The following is an 18857-nucleotide window of genomic DNA, read 5'->3' on the forward strand; positions in this document are numbered from 1 at the left end:
CCCCGTCGACGATCACCTTCAGCGGGCCCATGCTCACCAGGCCCCGCGCATCGAGCACCGTGCCCGTCGGGCCGGGCGCGGCCGCGAGCTCCTCGGGATAGACGGCGGTACGGATCCGCACCCTCGGTTCCCGCTGCGGCCACGTCTCCCACGGCCGGCCCCATTCCATGTCCACCAGTCCCACCACTCCGCGCTGCAGGGCCTGCCGCTGCAGCATGGCCGCACCGGTCGCGAAGGACTCCGCGACGCCGGGCAGCACGGTCAGCCGGGGCACCAGCGCGAACCATTCCTCCTCCGCGACGATCCCGTCCCGCGGAGGCAGATCCAGGCCGGCCAGCGCGGCGGAGTTCAGCCAGGCGTGGTGGGCGTCGCCGCCGATCAGCACTGTCGGCACCGTGCCGGTGGCTTCGTCGAGGGCCGGCACCGTGGGCTGGATCGCGAAGTCCACCAGGCGGTGCCCGAAACCGATCAGCGCCTGGGCGGGGTCGACGGCGGAATCGCGGCGTGCGGCGAGCTCGCTGCGCACCTGCTCGAGGATCACGCCCACGCTGCCCGCCCCGGAGGTGTCCATCCGGGCATGGGCCTGAGCGAGCTGGCCGGTGTGGACGTGCTGGTCCCAGAGTCCCGGGATCGCGAGCGCGCCGCCGCCGTCGACGCTCTCCTCGCCGTCGTGGGGGCGGAGCCCGGGGGTGATCTCGGCGATCACGCCGTCACGGATCCGCAGGTCCACCGGGCGGGCCGGGACCTGGCCGGTCGCGGCGTCGAAGGGCCGCACCTGTCTGATCAGCACCGATCCAGACTAGCCCCCGCAGCAATCGGCATGACGGCTGTCATGGGGTGGACATGATCGACGGGACTGGAGCACGGGCCGCCCCCACGGGACGGTGGTGCCATGACCACGACGACCGCCCCCGCCCCCGCTCCCGCGCTCACCACCGCCGCGATCAGCCTGCGCGGCCTGCACAAGCGCTACGGCACCGTCCACGCGCTCGATGACCTCGACCTCGAGATCGGCGCTGGCGAGATCGTGGCGCTGCTGGGCCCCAACGGCGCCGGCAAGTCCACCGCGATGGAGATGATGGTCGGGCTCGCCACGCCCGATGCCGGCGAGGTGAGCGTGCTGGGCACCGACCCGGCCACCGCCACCCGCACGGGACTGATCGGCACCATGCTCCAGGCCGGTGCTCTGCTCCCCGATCAGAGCGTCCGCTCGATGCTGCGGATGCTCCACTCCCTGCAGGCCCACCCCATGCCGATGGCTGAGGTCATCGTCCAGGCCGACATCGGCGACCTGGTCAGGCGCAAGATGGGCACGCTCTCCGGCGGGCAGGCGCAGCGGGTCCGCTTCGCGATCGCGCTGCTCGGCGACCCGCAGGTGCTGCTGCTGGACGAGCCCACCGTCGGCATGGACGTCGGCGCTCGCCGCGCCTTCTGGGACCAGATGCGGGGCGTCGCCGCGACCGCCGCACCGTCGTCTTCGCGACCCACCACCTCGACGAAGCCGAGCGCGAGGCCGCCCGCGTGATCGTCATGGACCGCGGCCGGGTGGTCGCCGACGGCACCGGCGCCGAGATCAGCGCCGCCGTCGCCGGGCGCGTGATCACCCTGCGCGGCGCCGGCGCCGAACAGGTCGCCGCACTGCCCGGCGTCGAGAGCGCCACGGCCGACGCGACGGATCCGCGCCGGGTGCGCGCCGTCTGCTCCGACTCCGACGCGGCGCTGCGCGCCCTGTTCACCTCGCCGCTCGCCGCCGACGTCCACGAGGTGCTGGTCTCCGCACCCGGGCTCGAAGAGGCCTTCCTGCGCATCACCGACCACACGGACCAGACCGACCCGGAAGGAACCGACCGATGACCCCCTCGACAGCCACCACCGCCCCTGGACTCACCGCCGCACCCGCTCGGACCGCCGCCGCGCCGTCGGCGGCGACCCGCACCGTGCGCTACGCGCTGCACACCACCCGCATGACCGTCACCAACGTGATCTTCATGGTCTTCACCATCGCGATGCCGGTGGGGATGTACCTGCTGTTCTCGATGATGTTCGGCGACGAGGCCGAGGGCACCGCCCGCGGCATGATCATGGTCAACATGGCCGCCTACGGTGGTCTCGGCGCCGCCGTCACCGCCGGCACCCAGATCCAGGAGGACCAGCGCAACGGCTTCCTGCGTCAGCTGATCGTCGCCGGGCTGTCCCCGCGCTCGTTCCTGGCCGGCTCGGTGATGGCCGCGAGCGCCGTCATCGTCCCCGCCCTCCTCGCCGTCGGGGCGACGGGGCTGGCCACCGGTGTCGAGGTGGGTCCCACGAACTTCCTCGCCACCATTGTGGTGCTGTGGCTGGGACTGCTGCCCACCATCCTCATCGGCATCGTGCTGGGCATGGTGCTCAAGGGGGAGGCGCCGCGATGGCCGGAGGCGTCGTCACCATGATGGCGATGGCGATCTTCGGCGGGCTGTGGATGCCGCTGGAGATGTTCCCGGACTGGATGCAGCAGATCGGGCAGGCCATCCCCACCTACTGGATCTCCCGGCTCGGTCAGTGGTCGATGTACGGCGGGGAGCTGCCGGTGGCCGGGCTGCTCGTGATCGGGACCTGGAGCCTCGTGCTCGGCGTGCTGTGCGCGCTCAGCCTGCGCCGTGCCGTGGGCCTGAAGCGGCGCTGACACAATGGCCGCCATGGGAACCACCGAGGCACCGACGTGGGGAGCCTGGGCGCGCGGCTCCGAGGAGGAGGCCGACGCCCGGCCCCTCACCCCGCGCGCGATCCACCGGGCCGCCGTCGAGTCCGGCGGCCTCGCCTTCGCCCTCCCGCCGGTGCTGTTCATCCTGATCCCGATCTCGGTCGCCTGGTGGCAGGACCCTGGCCCCGGGGCTGTCGCGGTCACGCTGCTGCTGCCGCTCTACGCACTGCTGTTCGTCTACGCCACCGGCATCGGCCTGTACCCGCCGCGGGTGCGCCTGGCCTGGTTCGCAGCGAGCACCGCGCTGCTGCTGCTCCTGATCCCCGTGCTGGGTGCGAATGTGCTGTTCATGGTGATGTTCCAGGCCATGACCCATGTGCTGCTGCTGCCCTGGCGCTGGGCCGTGCCGACGATGCTGCTGATGAGCCTCGGCGTGGTCGTGCTCGCTGTGGTGTTCGAGGTGTACATCGCGGCGGGGCTCGCAGTGATGGGCACCGTGATGGCGTGGGGCATCGGGTACGGGGTGCGCCAACAGATCCTCCAGGAGCAGCTGGAGGCCGCCCAGCACCGCAACGCCGTGCTCGCCGTCGCGGCGGAGCGCGAGCGCATCGGCCGCGACCTGCACGACCTGGTCGGCCACTCACTGACCTCCCTGACGATCTCCGCGCAGCTCGCTCGTCGGCTGCTGGACAGCGACCCGGAGGCGGCCCGCGAGCAGCTCGAGCACATCCAGGCCACCGTCCGCCAGGCGCTCGCCGACGTCCGTGCGACCGCCAGCGGCATGCAGCACGTGCGCGCGGCGACCGAGATCGCCTCGGCCCGCACCGTGCTCACCACCGTCGGCATCCACGCCGAGGTCCCCACCGCCCTGCCGCCCCTGCACGACGACCTCGCCGAGCTGTTCGGCTACGTCATCCGCGAAGGAGTCACCAACATCGTGCGCCACTCCCGCGCCACCCGCGCCGAGATCACCGTCGATGAGCACTCCGTGAGCGTCCAGGACGACGGCATCGGCATCCCGCAGGGCGCGGGCCGCTCCGGGCTCCGCGGCCTCGAGGCGCGCGTGGCGCTCGCCGGCGGCCGCCTCGAGGTGCGCTCGAGCGAGACCGGCACCCGGCTCGCCGTGACCGTGGGAGCGGCATCATGATCCGCCTGGTGGTCGCCGATGACCAGGCGATCCTGCGCTCGGGCCTGGTGGCGCTGCTGCGTCTGGAGTCCGGGATCGAGGTGGTGGGGGAGGCGGCCGACGGGGCGAGCACGCTCGCCGCCGTCGCCGAGCACCGCCCCGACGACGTGCTGCTGCTGGACGTCCAGATGCCGGCCGGCACCACAGCCGACGGCGCCGCGGGACCGGACGACGGGATCGCCGTCGCCGAGACGCTGAACGGCACCGACGGCGCCCCGCGCACCATCGTGCTGACCACCTTCGGCCGCGCCGGCTATCTGCGGCGCTCCATGGAGGCCGGGGCGCTCGGCTTCATGGTCAAGGACACTCCGGTCGAACAGCTCGTCGACGCGATCCGCCGCGTCCACCAGGGACTGCGAGTGGTGGATCCCGAGCTCGCCGCCCAGTCCCTCGCCGTCGGCCCCAGCCCCCTGACCACGAAGGAGACCGAGGTGCTGCAGGCCGCGGCCGCCGGCGGCACCACCGCCTCGATCGCGAGGACCCTGTTCCTCTCCGAGGGGACGGTGCGGAACCACATCTCCGCCGTGATCGGGAAGCTCGGGGTCACCCACCGCGCAGAGGCCGTGAGGACGGCCTCGGACAACGGCTGGATCTGATCCCTTCCCGGCACGGACGCGTAGCCTGCCGTGGTGCCTACGATCGAATCCCTGCTCGGCCTGCTGATCGCCATCAGTGTGCCGGCCTTCGCGATCGCGTCGATGCTCTCGATGGGGCTGCGCACCCCGCTGCGCTCCTTCCGCAGGCAGCTGCGCGACCGGCGCACCGTCATCGCCGTGCTCGGCGCGAACTTCGTGGTGGTGCCCGCCGTCGGCACCCTGCTGATCCGGCTGCTCAGCGACCTGCTCCCGCACCAGATCGGCGAGGGCTTCATCATCGCCCTGTGCGCGGCTGGCGCGCCTTTCGTGCTGCAGCTCGGGGCGATGGCCCGCATCCCCTACGGCGAGACCGCCGGACCCATGGCCGTGCTGCTGCTCGGCTCGATCCTGTTCATGCCGCTGGTGGTGCCGTTCCTGCTGCAGGACGTGACGGTCAACGGCTGGGCCGTGGCCCGGCTGCTGCTGGGCACGATGCTCTCCCCGATGATCGCGGGGATCGTCATCGCGCCGCCGTCTGGCCGGGGCGCGCCGATCTGCTCGCCCGCATTGCCGGCGGCATCGCCGCGGTCTCCGCAGTGCTGATGTTCCTCTCCGGCTTCGGCGCGAACACGGACCTCGTGCTCCAGCTGCTGCTCTCCCCGGCGCTGCTCGTGGCGGCAGGCCTGGTGGCGATAGCCTTCGTGGCGGGGCGCGTCACCGGGGACCTCGCGGGGAGACCCTCACCGTCCACGACGGCCCCGCGATCCTCACCAGCCAGCGCAACATCGCCGCCGCCCTGCTGGTGGCCCGCACCGGCGCCGAGCCGGGCGGTGACAGCTCGCTCGTGGTCGCGATCCTGCTGCTGAGCGCTGTCGGCTTCGTGATGCTGGTGCCCTACGCCCTGCTCAGCGGAGTGGTGCGGCGGCGCCGCGCGGGTGAGAAGGGCTCGCTCGGGGTGCTGCTGGGCGTCGTCGGCCCGAAGTCGGACTGACGCGGCGCCTCCTCCGTCTCGCCCGCCCCGCGCCTGCCCTCGCCCAGCCCGCCCCGCTTTCCCCGCGCGACGGGTTACCCCTCGGTATCCCCTCTGAGCTGTCGCTTTGGAGAGGTTGTCTCGACAGCTCAGAGGGGATACCTGCGGGTAAGGGGAGAGGAGAAGCACGTGGGCAGAGGTGCACGCGCCGCCTAGGCTGATCGGGTGACCTCCCTGCTGCGCATCGTCCGCTTCACCCGTGCCCTGGCCCCGCTGTACACCGCGATCATCTTCTGCTCGGTGCTCACCGCGGTCGCGGGCCTGGCCGTCCCCTTCCTGATCGGCCATGCGACTGACACCGTCGCCGCCGCAGTGGGTGGGCAGACGGCGACCGGAACGGCCGTGCGCACCGTAGTCCTCATCGCCGGCGCCGTGCTGCTCGCCGAGCTGGCGGTCACCGTGATCTCCAACGTCGGCGGCTGGTTCGGCGACGTGATGAGCAACCGGATGCGCACCATCCTCTCGGTGCGCTATTACGACAAGCTGCTCCACCGCCCGCAGCGCTGGTTCGATGGCGAGATCACCGGCACCATCGTGGCTCGGCTGAACCGTTCGATCACCGAGATCACGAACTTCACCAAGATGATGTCGAACTCCTTCGCGTCGATGCTCATCACCACCGCCGCGGTGCTCGCCATCAGCGCCTGGTACGCCTGGCCGCTCACGGTGCTGCTGCTGATCGTGTTCCCGGTCTACGTGTGGCTGACCTCCCTGACCTCGGTCAAGTGGCAGCGCCTGGAGGGGGAGAAGAACGAGCAGGTGGACATCGCCTCGGGCCGCTTCGCCGAGGTGGTCGGGCAGATCCGCGTGGTGAAGTCCTTCGTGCGCGAGCGCGGGGAGCTCGAGGATTTCTCCCGCCGCTTCCGCTCCACCGACGCCACCACCCGCGCACAGTCGACGCACTGGCACCGCATGGACGTGATCCGTCGCGCGTTCCTCAACCTCATCTTCTTCGGCATCTACGTGATCATCTTCGTGCGCACGGTGCAGGGCGACTTCAGCCTCGGCGAGATGGTGCTGCTGATCCAGCTGATGGCCATGGCCAAGGCCCCGGTGGAGTCGATGAGCTGGGTGATCGACTCCGCCCAGCGTGCGATCGCCGGCTCCAAGGACTACTTCCGCGTGATGGAGACCCCCGTGGATCCCCGCACCGCCGCGGTGATGGCGGCGCGGCCGACGGATGCTGCGGATGCGGGCCACGCGAGCGGGACCACCTCCGCCTCCGCCGACGGCACCGGGGCAGTGGCCACCGCCCCGATCACCTCGACCCGCACTGCCGTCGACCCCGTGCCCGGCGCGCCCGTGGTCGCCTTCCGGGACGTGTCCTTCGCCTATGAGACCGGCGAGGACGTGCTGCACGGGATCGACTTCCAGGTGGACCGCGGCGAGAAGATCGCCCTGGTGGGGGAGTCTGGTGGCGGCAAGTCCACGATCGTGAACCTGCTGCTGGGCCTGTACGAGCCGCGCCGCGGCAGCGTCGAGGTGGTGGGCCACCCCAGCGCGGAGCTGCCCCTGGATCAGCTGCGCGCCCGCATCGGGGTGGTCTTCCAGGACGCCTCGCTATTCTCCGGCACGATCCGCGACAACATCTCCTACGGCCGTCCCGAGGCGAGCGACGAGGAGGTGGTGGAGGCCGCGCGGCGCGCCAATGCCCACGACTTCATCCTCCGCTTCCCGGAGGGTTACGAGCAGGTGATCGGGGAGCGCGGGCTCAAGCTGTCCGGCGGGCAGCGCCAGCGCATCGCCGTGGCCCGCGCGATCCTCAAGGATGCCCCGGTGCTGGTGCTCGACGAGGCCACCTCTGCGCTGGACACCAAGGCCGAGATCCAGGTGCAGAAGGGCCTGGACCAGCTGATGGATGGGCGTACCTCGTTGATCATCGCCCACCGGCTCTCCACCATCGCCGAGGTGGATCGGATCATCACCCTGCGCGACGGCAACATCGACGAGATCGGCAGCCCCGCTGAGCTCGCGAACTCCGGCGGGATCTATGCCCAGCTGCTCGCGCTGCAGAGCTCGGGCGACAGCCGCAGGCTCGCGAAGTTCGACATCACCGGCTGAGCAGCCTCGGTAGCACCCGCACCAGCACCACCATTCCCAGCAGCTCGACGAGGGTCTGGGTGACCACCGCAGCAGTCACCAGCGGTGAGGGCATTGCAAGCGCGAGCGGCAGCACCACCAGCGAGTTGCGGGTGGCGCCGGAGAACGTCACGGCGCGGGCGGGAGCGGTCTCGAGGCGCGTGAGGCGTGAGGCGAGGATCCCGGCCGCTGTCGCCAGCACCAGGAATGCGATGTACACCGGCACCAGGGCGAGCAGTGCCGTGCCCGCGCCGAGCGCGCGCGGGGTCTGGGAGGCGACCACGGCGGCCAGGACCAGCAGCATCAGCGGCACCATCGCCCCGGAGAGATCCCAGTGCGGGGCGAAGCGCTCGATCATCGCGGCGGCCAGCAGCGGGAGCAGCACCAGCAGCACCAGGGCGCGCAGAAACGGGGCAGGGTCGATCAGCCCCGCCGTCGCGCCTTCGCTGAGCACGGGCACCAGCACGGGCAGGGCCAGCAGCTGGGCGAGCATCAGCAGCGGGGTCGCGGCCAGCAGGCGCTCCTGCGCACCGCCCGCGAGCGCGGTGAACACGATGACGTAGTCGATGCAGGGGGCGAGCAGCACCAGCAGCGCTCCGGTCAGTAGCTCGGGGAGTCGATGAGCGGCCGCGTGACCAGCAGGACGATCAGCGGGACCACCAGGAAGTTCACGCCCAGCAGCGTGAGCAGGAAGCGCCCGTCCCGCAACGCTGCACCGAGCCCGCGCAGCGGGATCCCGTGGAAGGTCACGAGCAGCAGCGCCGCGATCGCGGGTTCGACCGCGAGCTCCAGCAGCGGTGCCGCGGTGGGTGCGAGCGCTCCGAGGCCGAGACCGGCGGCGATGGCCAGCAGGTAGAGCGCGACCTGATGCCGCTCGCCCCACTCCCGACACCGTTCCATGGAGCACGACGGTAGTGCGTGGACCCAGCGGACGTTCGGCCCCGCGGGATAACATGACGGCGACCACACGCTCGGGGGCGACGAAGGAGCTCACATGGGATTCATCCAGGCATTCAAGGGCGCTGTCGGCGGGATGCTCGCCGATCAATGGCAGGACTTCCTGACCGTTCCGAACGGCATTCCGCAGACCGCGGCGCTGTTCCCGGCGGTCCCGCGCGGCACCAACGCCGGCCGCGGCTCGAACACCCGCGGTTCGCAGAACGTCATCTCGAACGGCTCGAAGATCATCGTGCCCCAGGGTTACGGGCTGATCACCGTGGTCGACGGCCGCGCCACCGGTCTGATCACCGAGGCGGGCGGCTACGAGTTCAACGATCAGTCTCCGGATGCGCGCTCAGTCTTCGCCGGTGACGACATCCTCGCCTCGACCGTCGGCACCTCCTGGGAGCGCTTCAAGTTCGGCGGCCGCCCCTCCTCGCAGCAGCTCGCCTTCTACGTGAGCCTCAAGGAGATCCCGGACAACAAGTTCGGCACCCAGTCGGAGATCTACTGGGACGACGCCTACCTGAACTCGCAGGTCGCTGCAGTGTGCCGCGGTTCCTACACGATGCGGATCATCGACCCGCTGCTGTTCGTGCACAACTTCGTTCCCGCCACCTTCATCTCCCCGAACGCTCCGGTGTTCGACTTCTCGGACCACAGCAACGCCGCCGGCAAGCAGCTGTTCGACGAGGTCGTCGGCTCCCTCGCCCAGGCGTTCTCCCGCTATACGAACGATCCCGACAAGGGCAACCGGATCACGAAGATCCAGAGCGACTCGGTGGGCTTCGCACAATCGCTCTCGGCCGCGGTCGAGGAGTCCTATCGCTGGTCCAGCGACCGCGGGCTCGCGATCGTGAAGACCACGATCGTCTCCATCGAGTACGACCAGCACACCCGTGAGCTGCTCCGGGATGTGCAGAAGGCCGACGCCCTCTCCGGCGCGCGCTCGCAGTCCTTCATGAACCAGGCCGCCGCACGCGGCGTGCAGGCGGCCGGGGAGACCGGCGGCGGCGCGGGCCTGGCGATGTTCGGCGCGGGCATGGGTGCCGCGGGCGGCATGGTCAACCCGGTCCAGCCGTGGGCACCGCCGGGCCAGCAGGGCGCCCCGCAGCAGGCGCAGCCCCAGCAGCAGAGCGAGCCGCAGCAGGCGGCCCCCGCACAGGACGACCCGGTGGCCAAGCTCGCCCAGTACAAGCAGATGCTGGAGCAGGGTCTGATCTCCGACGAGGACTACGAGGCGGCGAAGAAGGCCGCTCTCGGACTCTGAGCGGAGATCTGAACGGAGATGAGCGTTCCCCGCAGGGCCCGCAGTGGGCGCGCCCGGACCAGCCCGACCGGCAGGGTAAGCCCGCCGGCGGGCCGGTCCCGCCTGCTCCGGCCGGGCAGCCCCTTCAACCCGGCCACCCCGCGCCCGGAGCCGGTGATGGCGGCTTCACGCCCTCGGGGACGCCAGGCGCCGGGCAGCATGCAGCCCCGCAGTTCCCCGGCGCCCCGGGGCCCCAGGCGCAGCAGCCCGGCACCCAGCAGCCTCCCCAGATGCTCGGGGACGAGGCTGTCGCCGGTGCTGCCCAGGCGGCCCGCAAGCATTCTTCGAACCGGATCATCGATACCAGCTCCTCCGGCACCGACGGGCTGAACAAGTGTCCGCGCTGCGGCGGCACCGACATCCAGTACTCGCTGACCGCGAAGGCTCTGGTGTGCGCGTATTGCCGTCACAGCTGGAACGAGGAGAACGCGGAACAGGCCTTCGGGTTGGACTCCTCGATCGCGGAGCTGCGCGGCCACACCATGGCCTCCGGCACCGCGGACATCCAGGAGGACCTCACCACCATGACCCTGAAGTGCCAGGGCTGCGGTGCCGAGGTGGTCATCAACGTCGAGCAGCAGCTGCAGGCCCGCTGCCACTGGTGCCGGCAGACCCTGTCGATCAACTCGCAGATCCCCAACGGCGCGGTCCCCGATGCGGTGCTCCCCTTCCATCTCACGCGCGAGGAGGCGATCGAGCGCATCGATGCCTTCGCGGGCAAGCGCAAGGCCTTCGCGCACGCCCGCTTCAAGGAGGAGTTCGTCCCGGACAACGTCATGGGCGTGTACATCCCGTACATGGTCGTGGACGGGAACATGCACGCGGTGCTGCAGGGCACCGGTGAGGTCACCACCCGCCAGTACACGGTGCGGCGCAGGGTGGGCAAGGACAACTACGTCACCGAGACCTACTACGACGCGGACGTCTACTCCGTGCAGCGTGCCTTCGACCTGCTGGTGGACGACCTCACGGTCGAGTCCGCCCAGCGCTTCGACGCGAAGGACAACAAGCAGGCCACCAACAACATCCTCAACGCCGTGCAGCCGTACGACACCGAGAAGGCCGTCGCCTACAACTCGAACTACCTCAAGAACTTCACCTCTGAACGGCGCGACCTGAACGTGCGCGATGTGGACGACGAGGTCGAGGACCGGTTCCTCGCGATCGCGCGGGCGAAGGCGAGCCCCACCATCGGCCGCTACGACCGCGGGGTGCGCTGGGAGCAGGAGGGGGTGGCCGTGCGCGGCACCCGCTGGGTCTCGGTGTACGTGCCGGTGTGGCTGTACAGCTACGCGGACTCCGCGAAGGGCGAGGGCTCGCTCGTGCACTACATCGCGGTCAACGCTCGCAACGGCAACACCATGGGCTCGGTCCCCGTCTCCCATCCGAAGATCTTCGCCGTGGCCTGCGCCGCCGGCTCGGTCGCGGCGGTGATCGGGGCCGTGGTCGGCTTCGGCTGGTTCCTGATGGGATGACGCCCGCGATGACGCCCCTGACCCTCGACCGCTGCACCCCAGGAGGATGCGATGCTCCCGCTGCTCGCTGAGCTTGCCGCCGATCCGGCGACCGCCATGCTGCTGGCCGATTCTGATTCCGGTGCCATCGGCATCGCCTTCCCCTTCCTCGCCGGCCCGGGGGTGTTCATCGCGGTGTACGTCGGGATCTACCGCTACTACCGCAACACCGACAAGCGCCACCACTTCGAGAAGGAGACGGAGGTCAGCGTCGGCAACCTCAAGCAGGGGGACCGCAGGGTCGGCACCAACAACCGCCAGAAGAGCCGCTCGATGTCCGGCCGCAACAGCACCGAGCACCTCACCCGGGTGCGCCGCATCAAGGTGCAATGACGTGAGCACGGCACCCCGCTCCGCCGCTGACTGCGCTGCTGACTGGGATGTGATCGTGGTCGGTGCCGGCCTGTCCGGGTTGGTCGCGGCCACCGAGATCGCCGACGACGGCAGGCGGGTGCTGCTGCTCGAGCGGGAGGAGGAGCAGGACCTGGGCGGCCAGGCCTGGTGGAGCTTCGGCGGGCTGTTCTTCATCGACTCCCCGGAGCAGCGCCGAATGGGCATCCGCGACAGCCTCGACCTCGCTCGGCAGGACTGGCTGGGCTCCGCGGCCTTCGACAGCCCCGAGGACCACTGGCCGCGCCGCTGGGCGGAGGCATACCTGCAGTTCGCCGCGGGGGAGAAGCGGGACTGGCTGCAGCGGCTCGGCCACCGCAGCTTCCCGGTCGTGGGCTGGGCCGAGCGCGGCGACGGCCGCGCCGAGGGGCACGGCAACTCTGTGCCGCGCTTCCACATCACGTGGGGGACCGGACCGGGAATCGTCGACCCCTTCACCACGAAGCTCGCCGCGCACCGGGAGGCGGGTCGCATCGAGTTGCGCACCCGCCACGCGGTCGAGGAGCTGCTGGTCGAGGACGGCCGCGTGAGCGGGGTGCGGGGAAGCGTGCTGGCACCTGACGAGACCCCCGTGGGGTGGGCTCGAACCGCGAGGTCAGCGGCGAGTTCACGCACCGGGCGGCAGCCGTGGTGGTGGCCACCGGCGGCATCGGCGGGAACGAGGAGCTGGTGCGGGAGCTGTGGCCCGCCGGGCTCGGCACCATGCCGGACAGTTTCGTGCACGGGGTGCCGGCGAGCGTGGACGGCGCCGGGATGCTGGCCGCTGAGCGGGCCGGCGCGCACTGGATCCATCAGCAGCGGATGTGGCATTACACCGAGGGGATCCGCAACTGGGATCCGATCTGGCGCGGGCACGGGATCCGCATCCTGCCCGGCCCCTCCTCGCTCTGGGTCGACGCACGCGGGAACCGCCTGCCGGCGCCCGCCTACCCCGGCTTCGACACCACCTCGACCCTCCGTCATCTGCGCACCACGGGGCACGATCATTCCTGGTTCGTGCTCACCCGCAAGATCATCGAGAAGGAGTTCGCGCTCTCCGGCAGCGAGCAGAACCCGGACCTCACCGGCAAGGACATCCGCCAGGTGCTCTCTCGTATCAAGCCCGGCGCGCCCGGCCCGGTGCAGGCATTCCTCGATCATGGCGAGGACTTCCTCCAGGCCGAGGGCGTCCCCACGCTGGTGGCGCAGATGAACGCGCTCGCCGGTGAGGACCTGATCGACGCGGCAGCGCTTGAGCGCACGATCCGTGCCCGGGACGCGGAGCTCGCCAACCCCTTCTCGAAGGACACCCAGATCACAGCCCTGCACGGGGCGAGGAAGTACCTCGGGGACCGGCTGATCCGCACCGCGTCCCCGCATCGCCTGCTCGACCCGAAGGCCGGTCCGTTGATCGCGGTGAGGCTGCACGTGCTGCTGCGCAAGACCCTCGGCGGCCTCGAGACGGACCTCGGCGGGCGAGTGCAGCGTGCTGACGGCGGGGGAGCGCTGCCCGGTCTCTACGCGGCGGGTGAGGCGAGCGGCTTCGGCGGCGGCGGGGTGCACGGCCACAACGCCCTCGAGGGCACCTTCCTCGGCGGCTGCCTGTTCACCGGCCGTCAGGCCGCCGTCGGCGTGCTCGCGGACCTGCGATGAGCCGCGCCGACGACGCAGTCGCACCAACGCGCGCGGACACGCAGCCGCGCGCGTTGCTCCTGATCGGCTCCGTCGGGGTCGGCAAGACCACCGCGGTCGACGCGATCGGCGAGGAGCTGGCCGCCCGCGGGATCCCGGGCGCCGCGCTCGACCTCGACTGGCTGCGCCGTGCCTGGCCCACCCCGCCGGAGGACCCCTTCCACAACCGCCTCGAGCAGGCGAACCTGCGCGTCGTCGCCCAGAACATGCGCGAGGCGGGCGCGCAGGTGCTCCTCGCCGCTGGGGTGATCGAGGTGCGGCGGGACCGCGACCTCTACGAGGAGGCCTTCGGCTGCCCGCTGACGGTGGTGCGGCTGACCGCGCCCCGCGAGCTGGTGCGCACGCGTCTGCGGCGTCGGCACGAGCTCGATCCCCAGGGCCTGGCCTGGCACCTGGACCGCTTCGACGAGCTCACCGCGATCCTCGACGCCGCGGGCGTCGAGGACGTGACGGTGCCGATCGGACAGGATCCGCAGGACACCGCCCGGGCGGTGCTCAGCGCCGTCGGACTCTGAGCACCGGGACGCTCACGGGGTGGTGGGCTCGGCGCCCGGCAGCAGGATCGTCGAGAAGTCGTGCTCGCCGTGCTCGGCGCCGATCTCCGCATCCAGGGAGGCCAGCGCGCCGCGCAGGGCCGGCAGATCCGAACCGGGCCGCTCGGCGTCGCCGACGGTGTCGATCATCAGCCGGGCATCCTTCGCGATCGCGTTCGCGGTGAAGTCCCCGCCCTCGGTGGTGCGCTCGCCGCGCACGAAGGCGCCCTTCATCCCGGCGATGAACGCGAGACCGGTCGAACCCAGCATGTCCAGGGTCTCCTCCGCGGAGGTCCCGGTGGCCTCGCCCAGCGCGAGCGCCTCCCGCAGCCCTTGCGCGCTGATCGCGAGAGCCAGGTTCGCCAGCAGCTTGCCGACGGCCGCCTTGCGACCCGAGTCCACGCCGCGCAGCCGCTCCGGATCCGCCCACGGCGCGACCAGCTCCAGGACCTGCGCCCGAAGGGCCTCATCGGGGGTCCCGACGTAGACACCGAGCGAGCCGTTGCGGGCCGGGCCGAGCGTGCCGATCACCGGCACACCCACGTAGCTGGGCACGGTGGCGGCGAACTCGTCGGCGTCGGTGGGGAGACGGTGGTGGTGTCCACCCACGGGATGCCCGCGGGGATCAGCGCGGGCCCGGTCACCGTCTCCCGCACGGCGTCGGGGCCGAACAGCGAGGTGATCACCAGCTCCGCGCCCTCGATGGCCGCTGCGGCGGTCTCCGCCACCGCGGCGCCCGCCTCGGCGAGCTGCGCGGTGCGCTCTGCGGTGCGGTTCCAGACGGTCAGCTCATGGTCGGCGATCAGGTGGAGGGCGAGTTCGGTGCCCATGCGGCCGGTTCCCAGGAAGGCGATTCTCATGCACCCAGTCTGGCATCGGGAGCGGGGAAGGGGAGGGCGCGCCGGGGCGCTCGCCGTCCACAGCGCGGTGCCGCGGCTCCCGGCCGAGGGTGCACAATGGAGACATGACTCCTCGCCTGACCCGTCGCCGTGCGATCGCCGCGGCCGCCGCCGCCGGGATCGGTCTGCCCGCGGCCGCCGTCGCCCAGGCCGCGCCAGCACCCTCCCGCCGTCGGGGCCGCTTCCAGCAGGCGCGGATCGCGACCTTCAACGCTTCGCTGAACCGCAGCGCGCAGGGGCAGCTGCTCGAGGACCTCGCCACCGGCGAGGATGCACAGATCCGGGCGGTCGCCGAGGTCATCCAGATCAACAACCCCGATGTCGTGCTGCTCAACGAGTTCGACCACGACGAGGACGGCAAGGGCCTGGACCTCTTCCGCGAGAAGTACCTCGAGGTCCCGCAGAATGGGAAGAGCCCCGTCTTCTACCCGTACGTCTTCACCGCCCCGGTGAACACCGGCGTGCCCAGCGGCCTGGACCTCAACCAGGACGGGACCGTCGGCGGTCCGGACGATGCCTGGGGCTTCGGCGAGTTCCCCGGCCAGTACGGGATGGCGATCCTCTCCCGCTACCCGATCCTCACCGAGCAGGTGCGCACTTTCCAGAACCTGCGCTGGGCGGATATGCCCAGCAACCTCCTGCCCACCGAGTTCTACGGGCCCGCGATCGCCGCCGAGCTGCGCCTGAGCTCGAAGTCCCACTGGGACGTGCCGGTGCAGATCGGTTCCAGCACCCTGCACGTCCTCGCCGCTCACCCCACCCCGCCCAGCTTCGACGGGCCGGAGAAGCGCAATCAGCGCCGCAACAGCGACGAGATCCGCCTGTGGGCCGACTACCTCAGCCCCGGCCGCCGCTCGGCGTGGATCGTCGACGACGCAGGCGTCTCCGGCGGTCTCGCGCCCCGCGAGCAGTTCGTGATCGTCGGCGACTACAACTCCGACCCACTGGACGGCGACTCCTGGCCCGGCGCGATCGATCAGCTGCTCTCCCATGCGCGCGTGCAGGACACCCTGCCCCGCAGCGAGGGCGCGGTCGAGGCCTCCACCGAGCAGGGCGGCGCGAACGCGGCCCATCGCGGGCAGCCCCAGTACGACACTGCCGACTTCGCCGACGACCCCTCGCCGGGCAACCTGCGGGTCGACTACGTGCTGCCCTCACGGCCGCTCCAGGTGGTCTCCTCGGCCGTGTACTGGCCCTCGCAGGGCCAGCCCGGCAGCGAGCTGACCGGAGTGCACCCGTTCCCCACCTCCGATCACCGCCTGGTGCGGGTGGACCTGCAGCTCAAGGCCTGAGCGCCGCGGGGACGTAGTCTTCGGTCATGACCTCCGCACTGCCCCCGATCATCGACGTCGCCCACCTGCACGCGCTGCGCGCGCAGGCGGCCGAGGGGCAGCGCGCGCTCCACCTGCTGGACGTGCGCTGGGCCCTCGACGGCTCCAAGGGCCATGCCACCTACCTCGCGGGGCATCTGCCGGGCGCCGTCTACGTCGACCTCGACACCGAGCTCGCCGCCCCAGCCCGGCCCGGTGCGGGCCGCCACCCCTGCCCTCCGCGGAGGATTTCGCGGCCGCGCTGCGTCGCGCCGGGGTCACCGCCGGCTCCACTGTGGTCGCCTACGACGACACCAACGGGGCACCCGCCGGCCGCCTGGTGTGGATGCTGCGGGCCCTGGGACATGACGCCGCCGTCCTCAGCGGCGGGCTCGCCGCCTGGGACGGCGCGCTTGCGACGCAGGACGAGAGCCCCGACGCAGGCGATGTGCCCGTGCGCGACTGGCCCGCGCACCGCATCGCCACCGCGGACGAGGTCGCTGCCGGCGAAGCGCTGGTGATCGATGCCCGCGCGGCGGAGCGGTATCGCGGCGAGGTCGAGCCGATCGATCCCCGCGCCGGTCACGTCCCCGGGGCGGTGAACCTGCCCTTCTCCGGGAACCTCGACGAGCACGGCCGCTTCCTGCCGCCCGAGGAGCTGCGCCGACGCTTCGAGGCCGCCGGGGCACGAGAGGACCGCGAGACGATCGTGTACTGCGGCTCGGGCGTCACCGCCACCCACGATCTGCTGGCGCTCGAGAGCGCCGGCTTCACCCGGGTGCGCCTGTTCCCCGGATCGTGGTCGCAGTGGAGCGCGGATCCCGCACGCCCTGTGGCCGTCGGCCCCAACCCCTGATCCGGCCCCGCTGCGGGATCAGACCTGCGGGTTGATCTCCCGGATCGCGTTCACGATCGCGCGGTGACGGCGGGTCTGGGCATGCTGCTGCGCCTCAGACGCATCCTGACCCAGCACCGCGGCCCAGATCGGCACCATCTCCTCGTGGTACGAGTGCCCGTGCCCGCCGTTGACCTTGATCGACAGCGGCATGTCCGCGGCGAGCTGCCAGAACGTGATCCACGGGAACCAGCGCATCGCCGGGGTGACATCGTGCCCCACCCGCTCCTGCAGCCAGGCAGGCTCCCGCCATAGCAGGCTGAGGTCGAGCCAGGCCACGGGATCCGAGGGGTGCTGCGCGTAGACCACCCGGGGGTGCTGCCACGGTTCGTAGAGGCCGCCCCAGTAGTTGCGGTGCAGGTCCCGCGGGCGGGTCACCACACGGATGTTCCGGCCGTCGTCGATGATCGGCGCGACCGCGGGTGAGCCGGGGCGTGAGCGCGAGGTGAGCTGCTGCCACAGCGGGGTGAAGCTCGGCGTGCCGGTCCACACTGCACCCTTCACCGTGGAGAGCATCTCCGGGACGTCCCGGAAGGCGGCCTGGCCGCCGTAGGAGCCGAGCGACTCCCCGGCCACGTACAGGGCGGGCCGACGCTCCGGGGGAGCGAGGCCATCCGCTCCCGAACCGCCTCGAGCAGGAGCCGGCCGGCGTGTCTGGGGGAGCGGCGGTCGATCAGGTAGGTCAGCGGGCTGGGATAGAAGGAGTACTGGATCGAGGCGGTCGCGCAGTTCCCGGCGGTGAGGAACTCGATCGCGGAGAGGGACCACTCCTGCAGCCAGCCGGTGCCGGTCCCGGTGAACAGCACCAGCACCTCACGGTCCCACGCACCGGTGCGGTCCAGCTCCGCCACCACGGCGCGGGCGGTGTCCTCGAGCGAGCGGGTCCCCGTCTTCGCGGCATAGACCCGGATCGGCTCACGCGCCTCCTGCGCCTCCTTGCCGAGGGTTCGCTGGATGGGGCGCGGTCCGCGCCGCTGGAGACGATCTTGCGGCCCGGGGCGCCGAGGGACTGCCAATCCTCCAGCGACTCCGGGGAGCCCGAGCGCAGCGGCGAGGTGGGGCGGGGGACCTCCGGGGAGATCAGGCGGTTCGCGGCGTCGGCGCGCTCGATCAGGGCTTCCAGCACTCGGCCGCGGATCAGCCGATCGGTGACCACGGCGACGGTCGCGGCCGTCAGCAGCAGGGACAGCACCGCCACCGCTCGCGGAGGCAGGTAGGGGCGCAGCAGTGCCCGGTACAGACGGGCGGTGGCGAGGGTCGAGCGGGCGAGGACCAGCGCCGCCGCCGGAGGCGCCGAGACCGGCGGCGCTGCCCACCACATGGGTGGAGAGATTCTTCGGCTCCTGCTGGACCAGATGGCTGATCTCCCGCTGGCGCAGCACTCCGCGCACCCACGAGTACGCGGTGATGCCCACCAGCGCTCCCGCCCCCGCCCAGCGGGCCCGTCGGCGATGCTCCGGGGCGATCGCCACCTGCAGGCCGATCTCCCGGCCGATGCGGCGCACCACCCGGCCCGCGAGCGCGCCGCTGGCATAGCCGTAGACCTCGGAGAAGCCGATGTTCACGGCCCACATCCACCAGGTGCGCGGCAGCAGGCTCGGGGAGGTGGAGATCCAGGCGGTGACCGAAGCGCCGAGGAAACCGGCGGTGTCCAGCGGGGCGGCGACCGCGACTCGGCGCGTCCGCTGCCTCGTCCTGCGGGTCGCGGAGCGCAGCGCCGTCGCCGCGCCTCCCGCCATTCTCATCAGACCGGTCAGGGACGGTGCGGGGCCAGAACGCATACGGGCAGGCTATCGGACGGGCTCTCGAGGGCACACCCGCCGCCGGGCGGTGTCCGGACAGCGGTG

19 protein-coding genes and 5 pseudogenes are annotated in these 18857 nt (G+C 71.5%); 16 read left to right on the forward strand and 8 right to left on the reverse strand.

What is annotated here, in order from left to right:
- Window positions 1–19: 19 nt before the first annotated feature.
- Window positions 20–790 (reverse strand): annotated as a pseudogene (locus H3H54_RS04040) (amidohydrolase family protein); the annotation flags it as partial.
- 102 nt (window positions 791–892) lie between these two features.
- Here H3H54_RS04040 and H3H54_RS04045 point away from each other — a divergent pair.
- The 9 genes from H3H54_RS04045 (at window position 893) to H3H54_RS04085 (ending at window position 7532) form a co-directional block, all read left to right on the forward strand.
- Entirely contained in the window at window positions 893–1525 is a 633-nt protein-coding gene (locus H3H54_RS04045) for an ABC transporter ATP-binding protein (protein ID WP_262425622.1), read from the forward strand.
- Window positions 1522–1854: a hypothetical protein gene (locus H3H54_RS04050; protein ID WP_262425623.1), complete on the forward strand. Its 333-nt coding sequence runs from the start codon at window positions 1522–1524 to the stop codon at window positions 1852–1854. The genes H3H54_RS04045 and H3H54_RS04050 overlap by 4 nt, the downstream gene beginning before the upstream one ends.
- Window positions 1851–2429 carry a hypothetical protein gene (locus H3H54_RS04055; RefSeq protein ID WP_262425624.1) on the forward strand — a complete coding sequence of 193 codons (579 nt, stop codon included), beginning with the start codon at window positions 1851–1853 and terminating at the stop codon, window positions 2427–2429. The genes H3H54_RS04050 and H3H54_RS04055 overlap by 4 nt, the downstream gene beginning before the upstream one ends.
- Window positions 2405–2662 carry an ABC transporter permease gene (locus H3H54_RS04060; RefSeq protein ID WP_262425625.1) on the forward strand — a complete coding sequence of 86 codons (258 nt, stop codon included), beginning with the start codon at window positions 2405–2407 and terminating at the stop codon, window positions 2660–2662. The genes H3H54_RS04055 and H3H54_RS04060 overlap by 25 nt, the downstream gene beginning before the upstream one ends.
- A 13-nt stretch (window positions 2663–2675) precedes the next feature.
- Window positions 2676–3827 (forward strand): sensor histidine kinase, encoded by a 1152-nt coding sequence (locus tag H3H54_RS04065; RefSeq protein ID WP_262425626.1) that lies wholly within the window; start codon window positions 2676–2678, stop codon window positions 3825–3827.
- A complete protein-coding gene (locus H3H54_RS04070; protein ID WP_262425627.1) occupies window positions 3824–4462 on the forward strand; it encodes a response regulator transcription factor in 639 nt (212 codons plus the stop codon). Before H3H54_RS04065 ends, H3H54_RS04070 begins: the two co-directional genes overlap by 4 nt.
- Before the next feature lie 33 nt (window positions 4463–4495).
- The gene (locus tag H3H54_RS04075) at window positions 4496–5044 is read left to right on the forward strand and encodes a hypothetical protein (protein ID WP_262425628.1); all 549 of its coding nucleotides are present in this window, start codon (window positions 4496–4498) and stop codon (window positions 5042–5044) included.
- 199 nt (window positions 5045–5243) lie between these two features.
- Entirely contained in the window at window positions 5244–5432 is a 189-nt protein-coding gene (locus tag H3H54_RS04080; RefSeq protein ID WP_262425629.1) for a hypothetical protein, read from the forward strand.
- Between the two features lie 204 nt (window positions 5433–5636).
- The gene (locus H3H54_RS04085) at window positions 5637–7532 is read left to right on the forward strand and encodes an ABC transporter ATP-binding protein (RefSeq protein WP_262425630.1); all 1896 of its coding nucleotides are present in this window, start codon (window positions 5637–5639) and stop codon (window positions 7530–7532) included.
- On the opposite strand, the gene H3H54_RS04090 is transcribed toward H3H54_RS04085, so the two are convergent.
- Window positions 7522–8136 (reverse strand): arsenic resistance protein, encoded by a 615-nt coding sequence (locus tag H3H54_RS04090; RefSeq protein WP_316249134.1) that lies wholly within the window; start codon window positions 8134–8136, stop codon window positions 7522–7524. The two genes, H3H54_RS04085 and H3H54_RS04090, sit on opposite strands and share 11 nt — an antisense overlap.
- Window positions 8137–8150: 14 nt before the next feature.
- Window positions 8151–8450, reverse strand: coding sequence for a hypothetical protein (locus tag H3H54_RS18660; protein ID WP_316249135.1), 300 nt, complete (start codon window positions 8448–8450; stop codon window positions 8151–8153).
- A 94-nt stretch (window positions 8451–8544) separates the two neighbouring features.
- On the opposite strand from H3H54_RS18660, the gene H3H54_RS04095 reads away from it, so the two are divergent.
- From H3H54_RS04095 to H3H54_RS04115, 5 genes and pseudogenes are all read left to right on the forward strand, one after another.
- Entirely contained in the window at window positions 8545–9759 is a 1215-nt protein-coding gene (locus tag H3H54_RS04095) for an SPFH domain-containing protein (RefSeq protein WP_262425631.1), read from the forward strand.
- Window positions 9760–10028: 269 nt separating this feature from the next.
- Window positions 10029–11273 (forward strand): TFIIB-type zinc ribbon-containing protein, encoded by a 1245-nt coding sequence (locus tag H3H54_RS04100; protein WP_262425632.1) that lies wholly within the window; start codon window positions 10029–10031, stop codon window positions 11271–11273.
- A 51-nt stretch (window positions 11274–11324) separates the two neighbouring features.
- The gene (locus H3H54_RS04105; RefSeq protein WP_262425633.1) at window positions 11325–11645 is read left to right on the forward strand and encodes a hypothetical protein; all 321 of its coding nucleotides are present in this window, start codon (window positions 11325–11327) and stop codon (window positions 11643–11645) included.
- A gap of 1 nt (window position 11646) precedes the next feature.
- A pseudogene (locus tag H3H54_RS04110) lies at window positions 11647–13334 on the forward strand (FAD-binding dehydrogenase).
- A complete protein-coding gene (locus H3H54_RS04115; protein ID WP_262425634.1) occupies window positions 13331–13888 on the forward strand; it encodes an AAA family ATPase in 558 nt (185 codons plus the stop codon). The pseudogene H3H54_RS04110 and the gene H3H54_RS04115 overlap by 4 nt, the downstream one beginning before the upstream one ends.
- Window positions 13889–13900: 12 nt before the next feature.
- Here the strand turns inward: H3H54_RS04115 and H3H54_RS04120 are convergent, their stop codons facing one another.
- Window positions 13901–14461, reverse strand: a complete 561-nt coding sequence (locus tag H3H54_RS04120; RefSeq protein WP_262425635.1) for an NAD-binding protein — start codon at window positions 14459–14461, stop codon at window positions 13901–13903.
- The gene (locus tag H3H54_RS04125) at window positions 14434–14766 is read right to left on the reverse strand and encodes an NAD(P)-binding domain-containing protein (RefSeq protein ID WP_262425636.1); all 333 of its coding nucleotides are present in this window, start codon (window positions 14764–14766) and stop codon (window positions 14434–14436) included. Before H3H54_RS04125 ends, H3H54_RS04120 begins: the two co-directional genes overlap by 28 nt.
- 104 nt (window positions 14767–14870) lie before the next feature.
- Between H3H54_RS04125 and H3H54_RS04130 the strand changes: the two genes are divergently transcribed.
- The gene (locus H3H54_RS04130) at window positions 14871–16097 is read left to right on the forward strand and encodes an endonuclease/exonuclease/phosphatase family protein (RefSeq protein ID WP_262425637.1); all 1227 of its coding nucleotides are present in this window, start codon (window positions 14871–14873) and stop codon (window positions 16095–16097) included.
- Window positions 16098–16377: 280 nt separating this feature from the next.
- A complete protein-coding gene (locus tag H3H54_RS04135; RefSeq protein ID WP_316249198.1) occupies window positions 16378–16971 on the forward strand; it encodes a rhodanese-like domain-containing protein in 594 nt (197 codons plus the stop codon).
- Window positions 16972–16989: 18 nt separating this feature from the next.
- On the opposite strand, the pseudogene H3H54_RS04140 reads toward H3H54_RS04135, so the two are convergent.
- The 3 pseudogenes from H3H54_RS04140 to H3H54_RS18665 all read right to left on the reverse strand — a co-directional run.
- Window positions 16990–17864: pseudogene (locus tag H3H54_RS04140) on the reverse strand (alpha/beta-hydrolase family protein).
- Window positions 17865–18040: 176 nt separating this feature from the next.
- Window positions 18041–18331: pseudogene (locus tag H3H54_RS04150) on the reverse strand (alpha/beta-hydrolase N-terminal domain-containing protein); the annotation flags it as partial.
- A gap of 31 nt (window positions 18332–18362) precedes the next feature.
- Window positions 18363–18791: pseudogene (locus H3H54_RS18665) on the reverse strand (alpha/beta-hydrolase N-terminal domain-containing protein); the annotation flags it as partial.
- Between the last annotated feature and the right edge of the window lie 66 nt (window positions 18792–18857).

The sequence above is a fragment of the Brachybacterium sp. Z12 genome (genome assembly GCF_014400405.1).
Classification (GTDB): Bacteria; Actinomycetota; Actinomycetes; order Actinomycetales; family Dermabacteraceae; genus Brachybacterium.

Bases quoted from the DNA above. Each gene is read 5' to 3' on its own strand.
- H3H54_RS04045 (WP_262425622.1), top strand. From the start codon at position 893: ATGACCACGACGACCGCCCCCGCCCCCGCTCCCGCGCTCACCACCGCC.
- H3H54_RS04055 (WP_262425624.1), top strand. From the start codon at position 1,851: ATGACCCCCTCGACAGCCACCACCGCCCCTGGACTCACCGCCGCACCC.
- H3H54_RS04060 (WP_262425625.1), top strand. From the start codon at position 2,405: ATGGCCGGAGGCGTCGTCACCATGATGGCGATGGCGATCTTCGGCGGG.
- H3H54_RS04065 (WP_262425626.1), top strand. From the start codon at position 2,676: ATGGGAACCACCGAGGCACCGACGTGGGGAGCCTGGGCGCGCGGCTCC.
- H3H54_RS04070 (WP_262425627.1), top strand. From the start codon at position 3,824: ATGATCCGCCTGGTGGTCGCCGATGACCAGGCGATCCTGCGCTCGGGC.
- H3H54_RS18660 (WP_316249135.1), bottom strand. From the start codon at position 8,450: ATGGAACGGTGTCGGGAGTGGGGCGAGCGGCATCAGGTCGCGCTCTAC.
- H3H54_RS04095 (WP_262425631.1), top strand. From the start codon at position 8,545: ATGGGATTCATCCAGGCATTCAAGGGCGCTGTCGGCGGGATGCTCGCC.
- H3H54_RS04100 (WP_262425632.1), top strand. From the start codon at position 10,029: ATGCTCGGGGACGAGGCTGTCGCCGGTGCTGCCCAGGCGGCCCGCAAG.
- H3H54_RS04105 (WP_262425633.1), top strand. From the start codon at position 11,325: ATGCTCCCGCTGCTCGCTGAGCTTGCCGCCGATCCGGCGACCGCCATG.
- H3H54_RS04115 (WP_262425634.1), top strand. From the start codon at position 13,331: ATGAGCCGCGCCGACGACGCAGTCGCACCAACGCGCGCGGACACGCAG.
- H3H54_RS04125 (WP_262425636.1), bottom strand. From the start codon at position 14,766: ATGAGAATCGCCTTCCTGGGAACCGGCCGCATGGGCACCGAACTCGCC.
- H3H54_RS04130 (WP_262425637.1), top strand. From the start codon at position 14,871: ATGACTCCTCGCCTGACCCGTCGCCGTGCGATCGCCGCGGCCGCCGCC.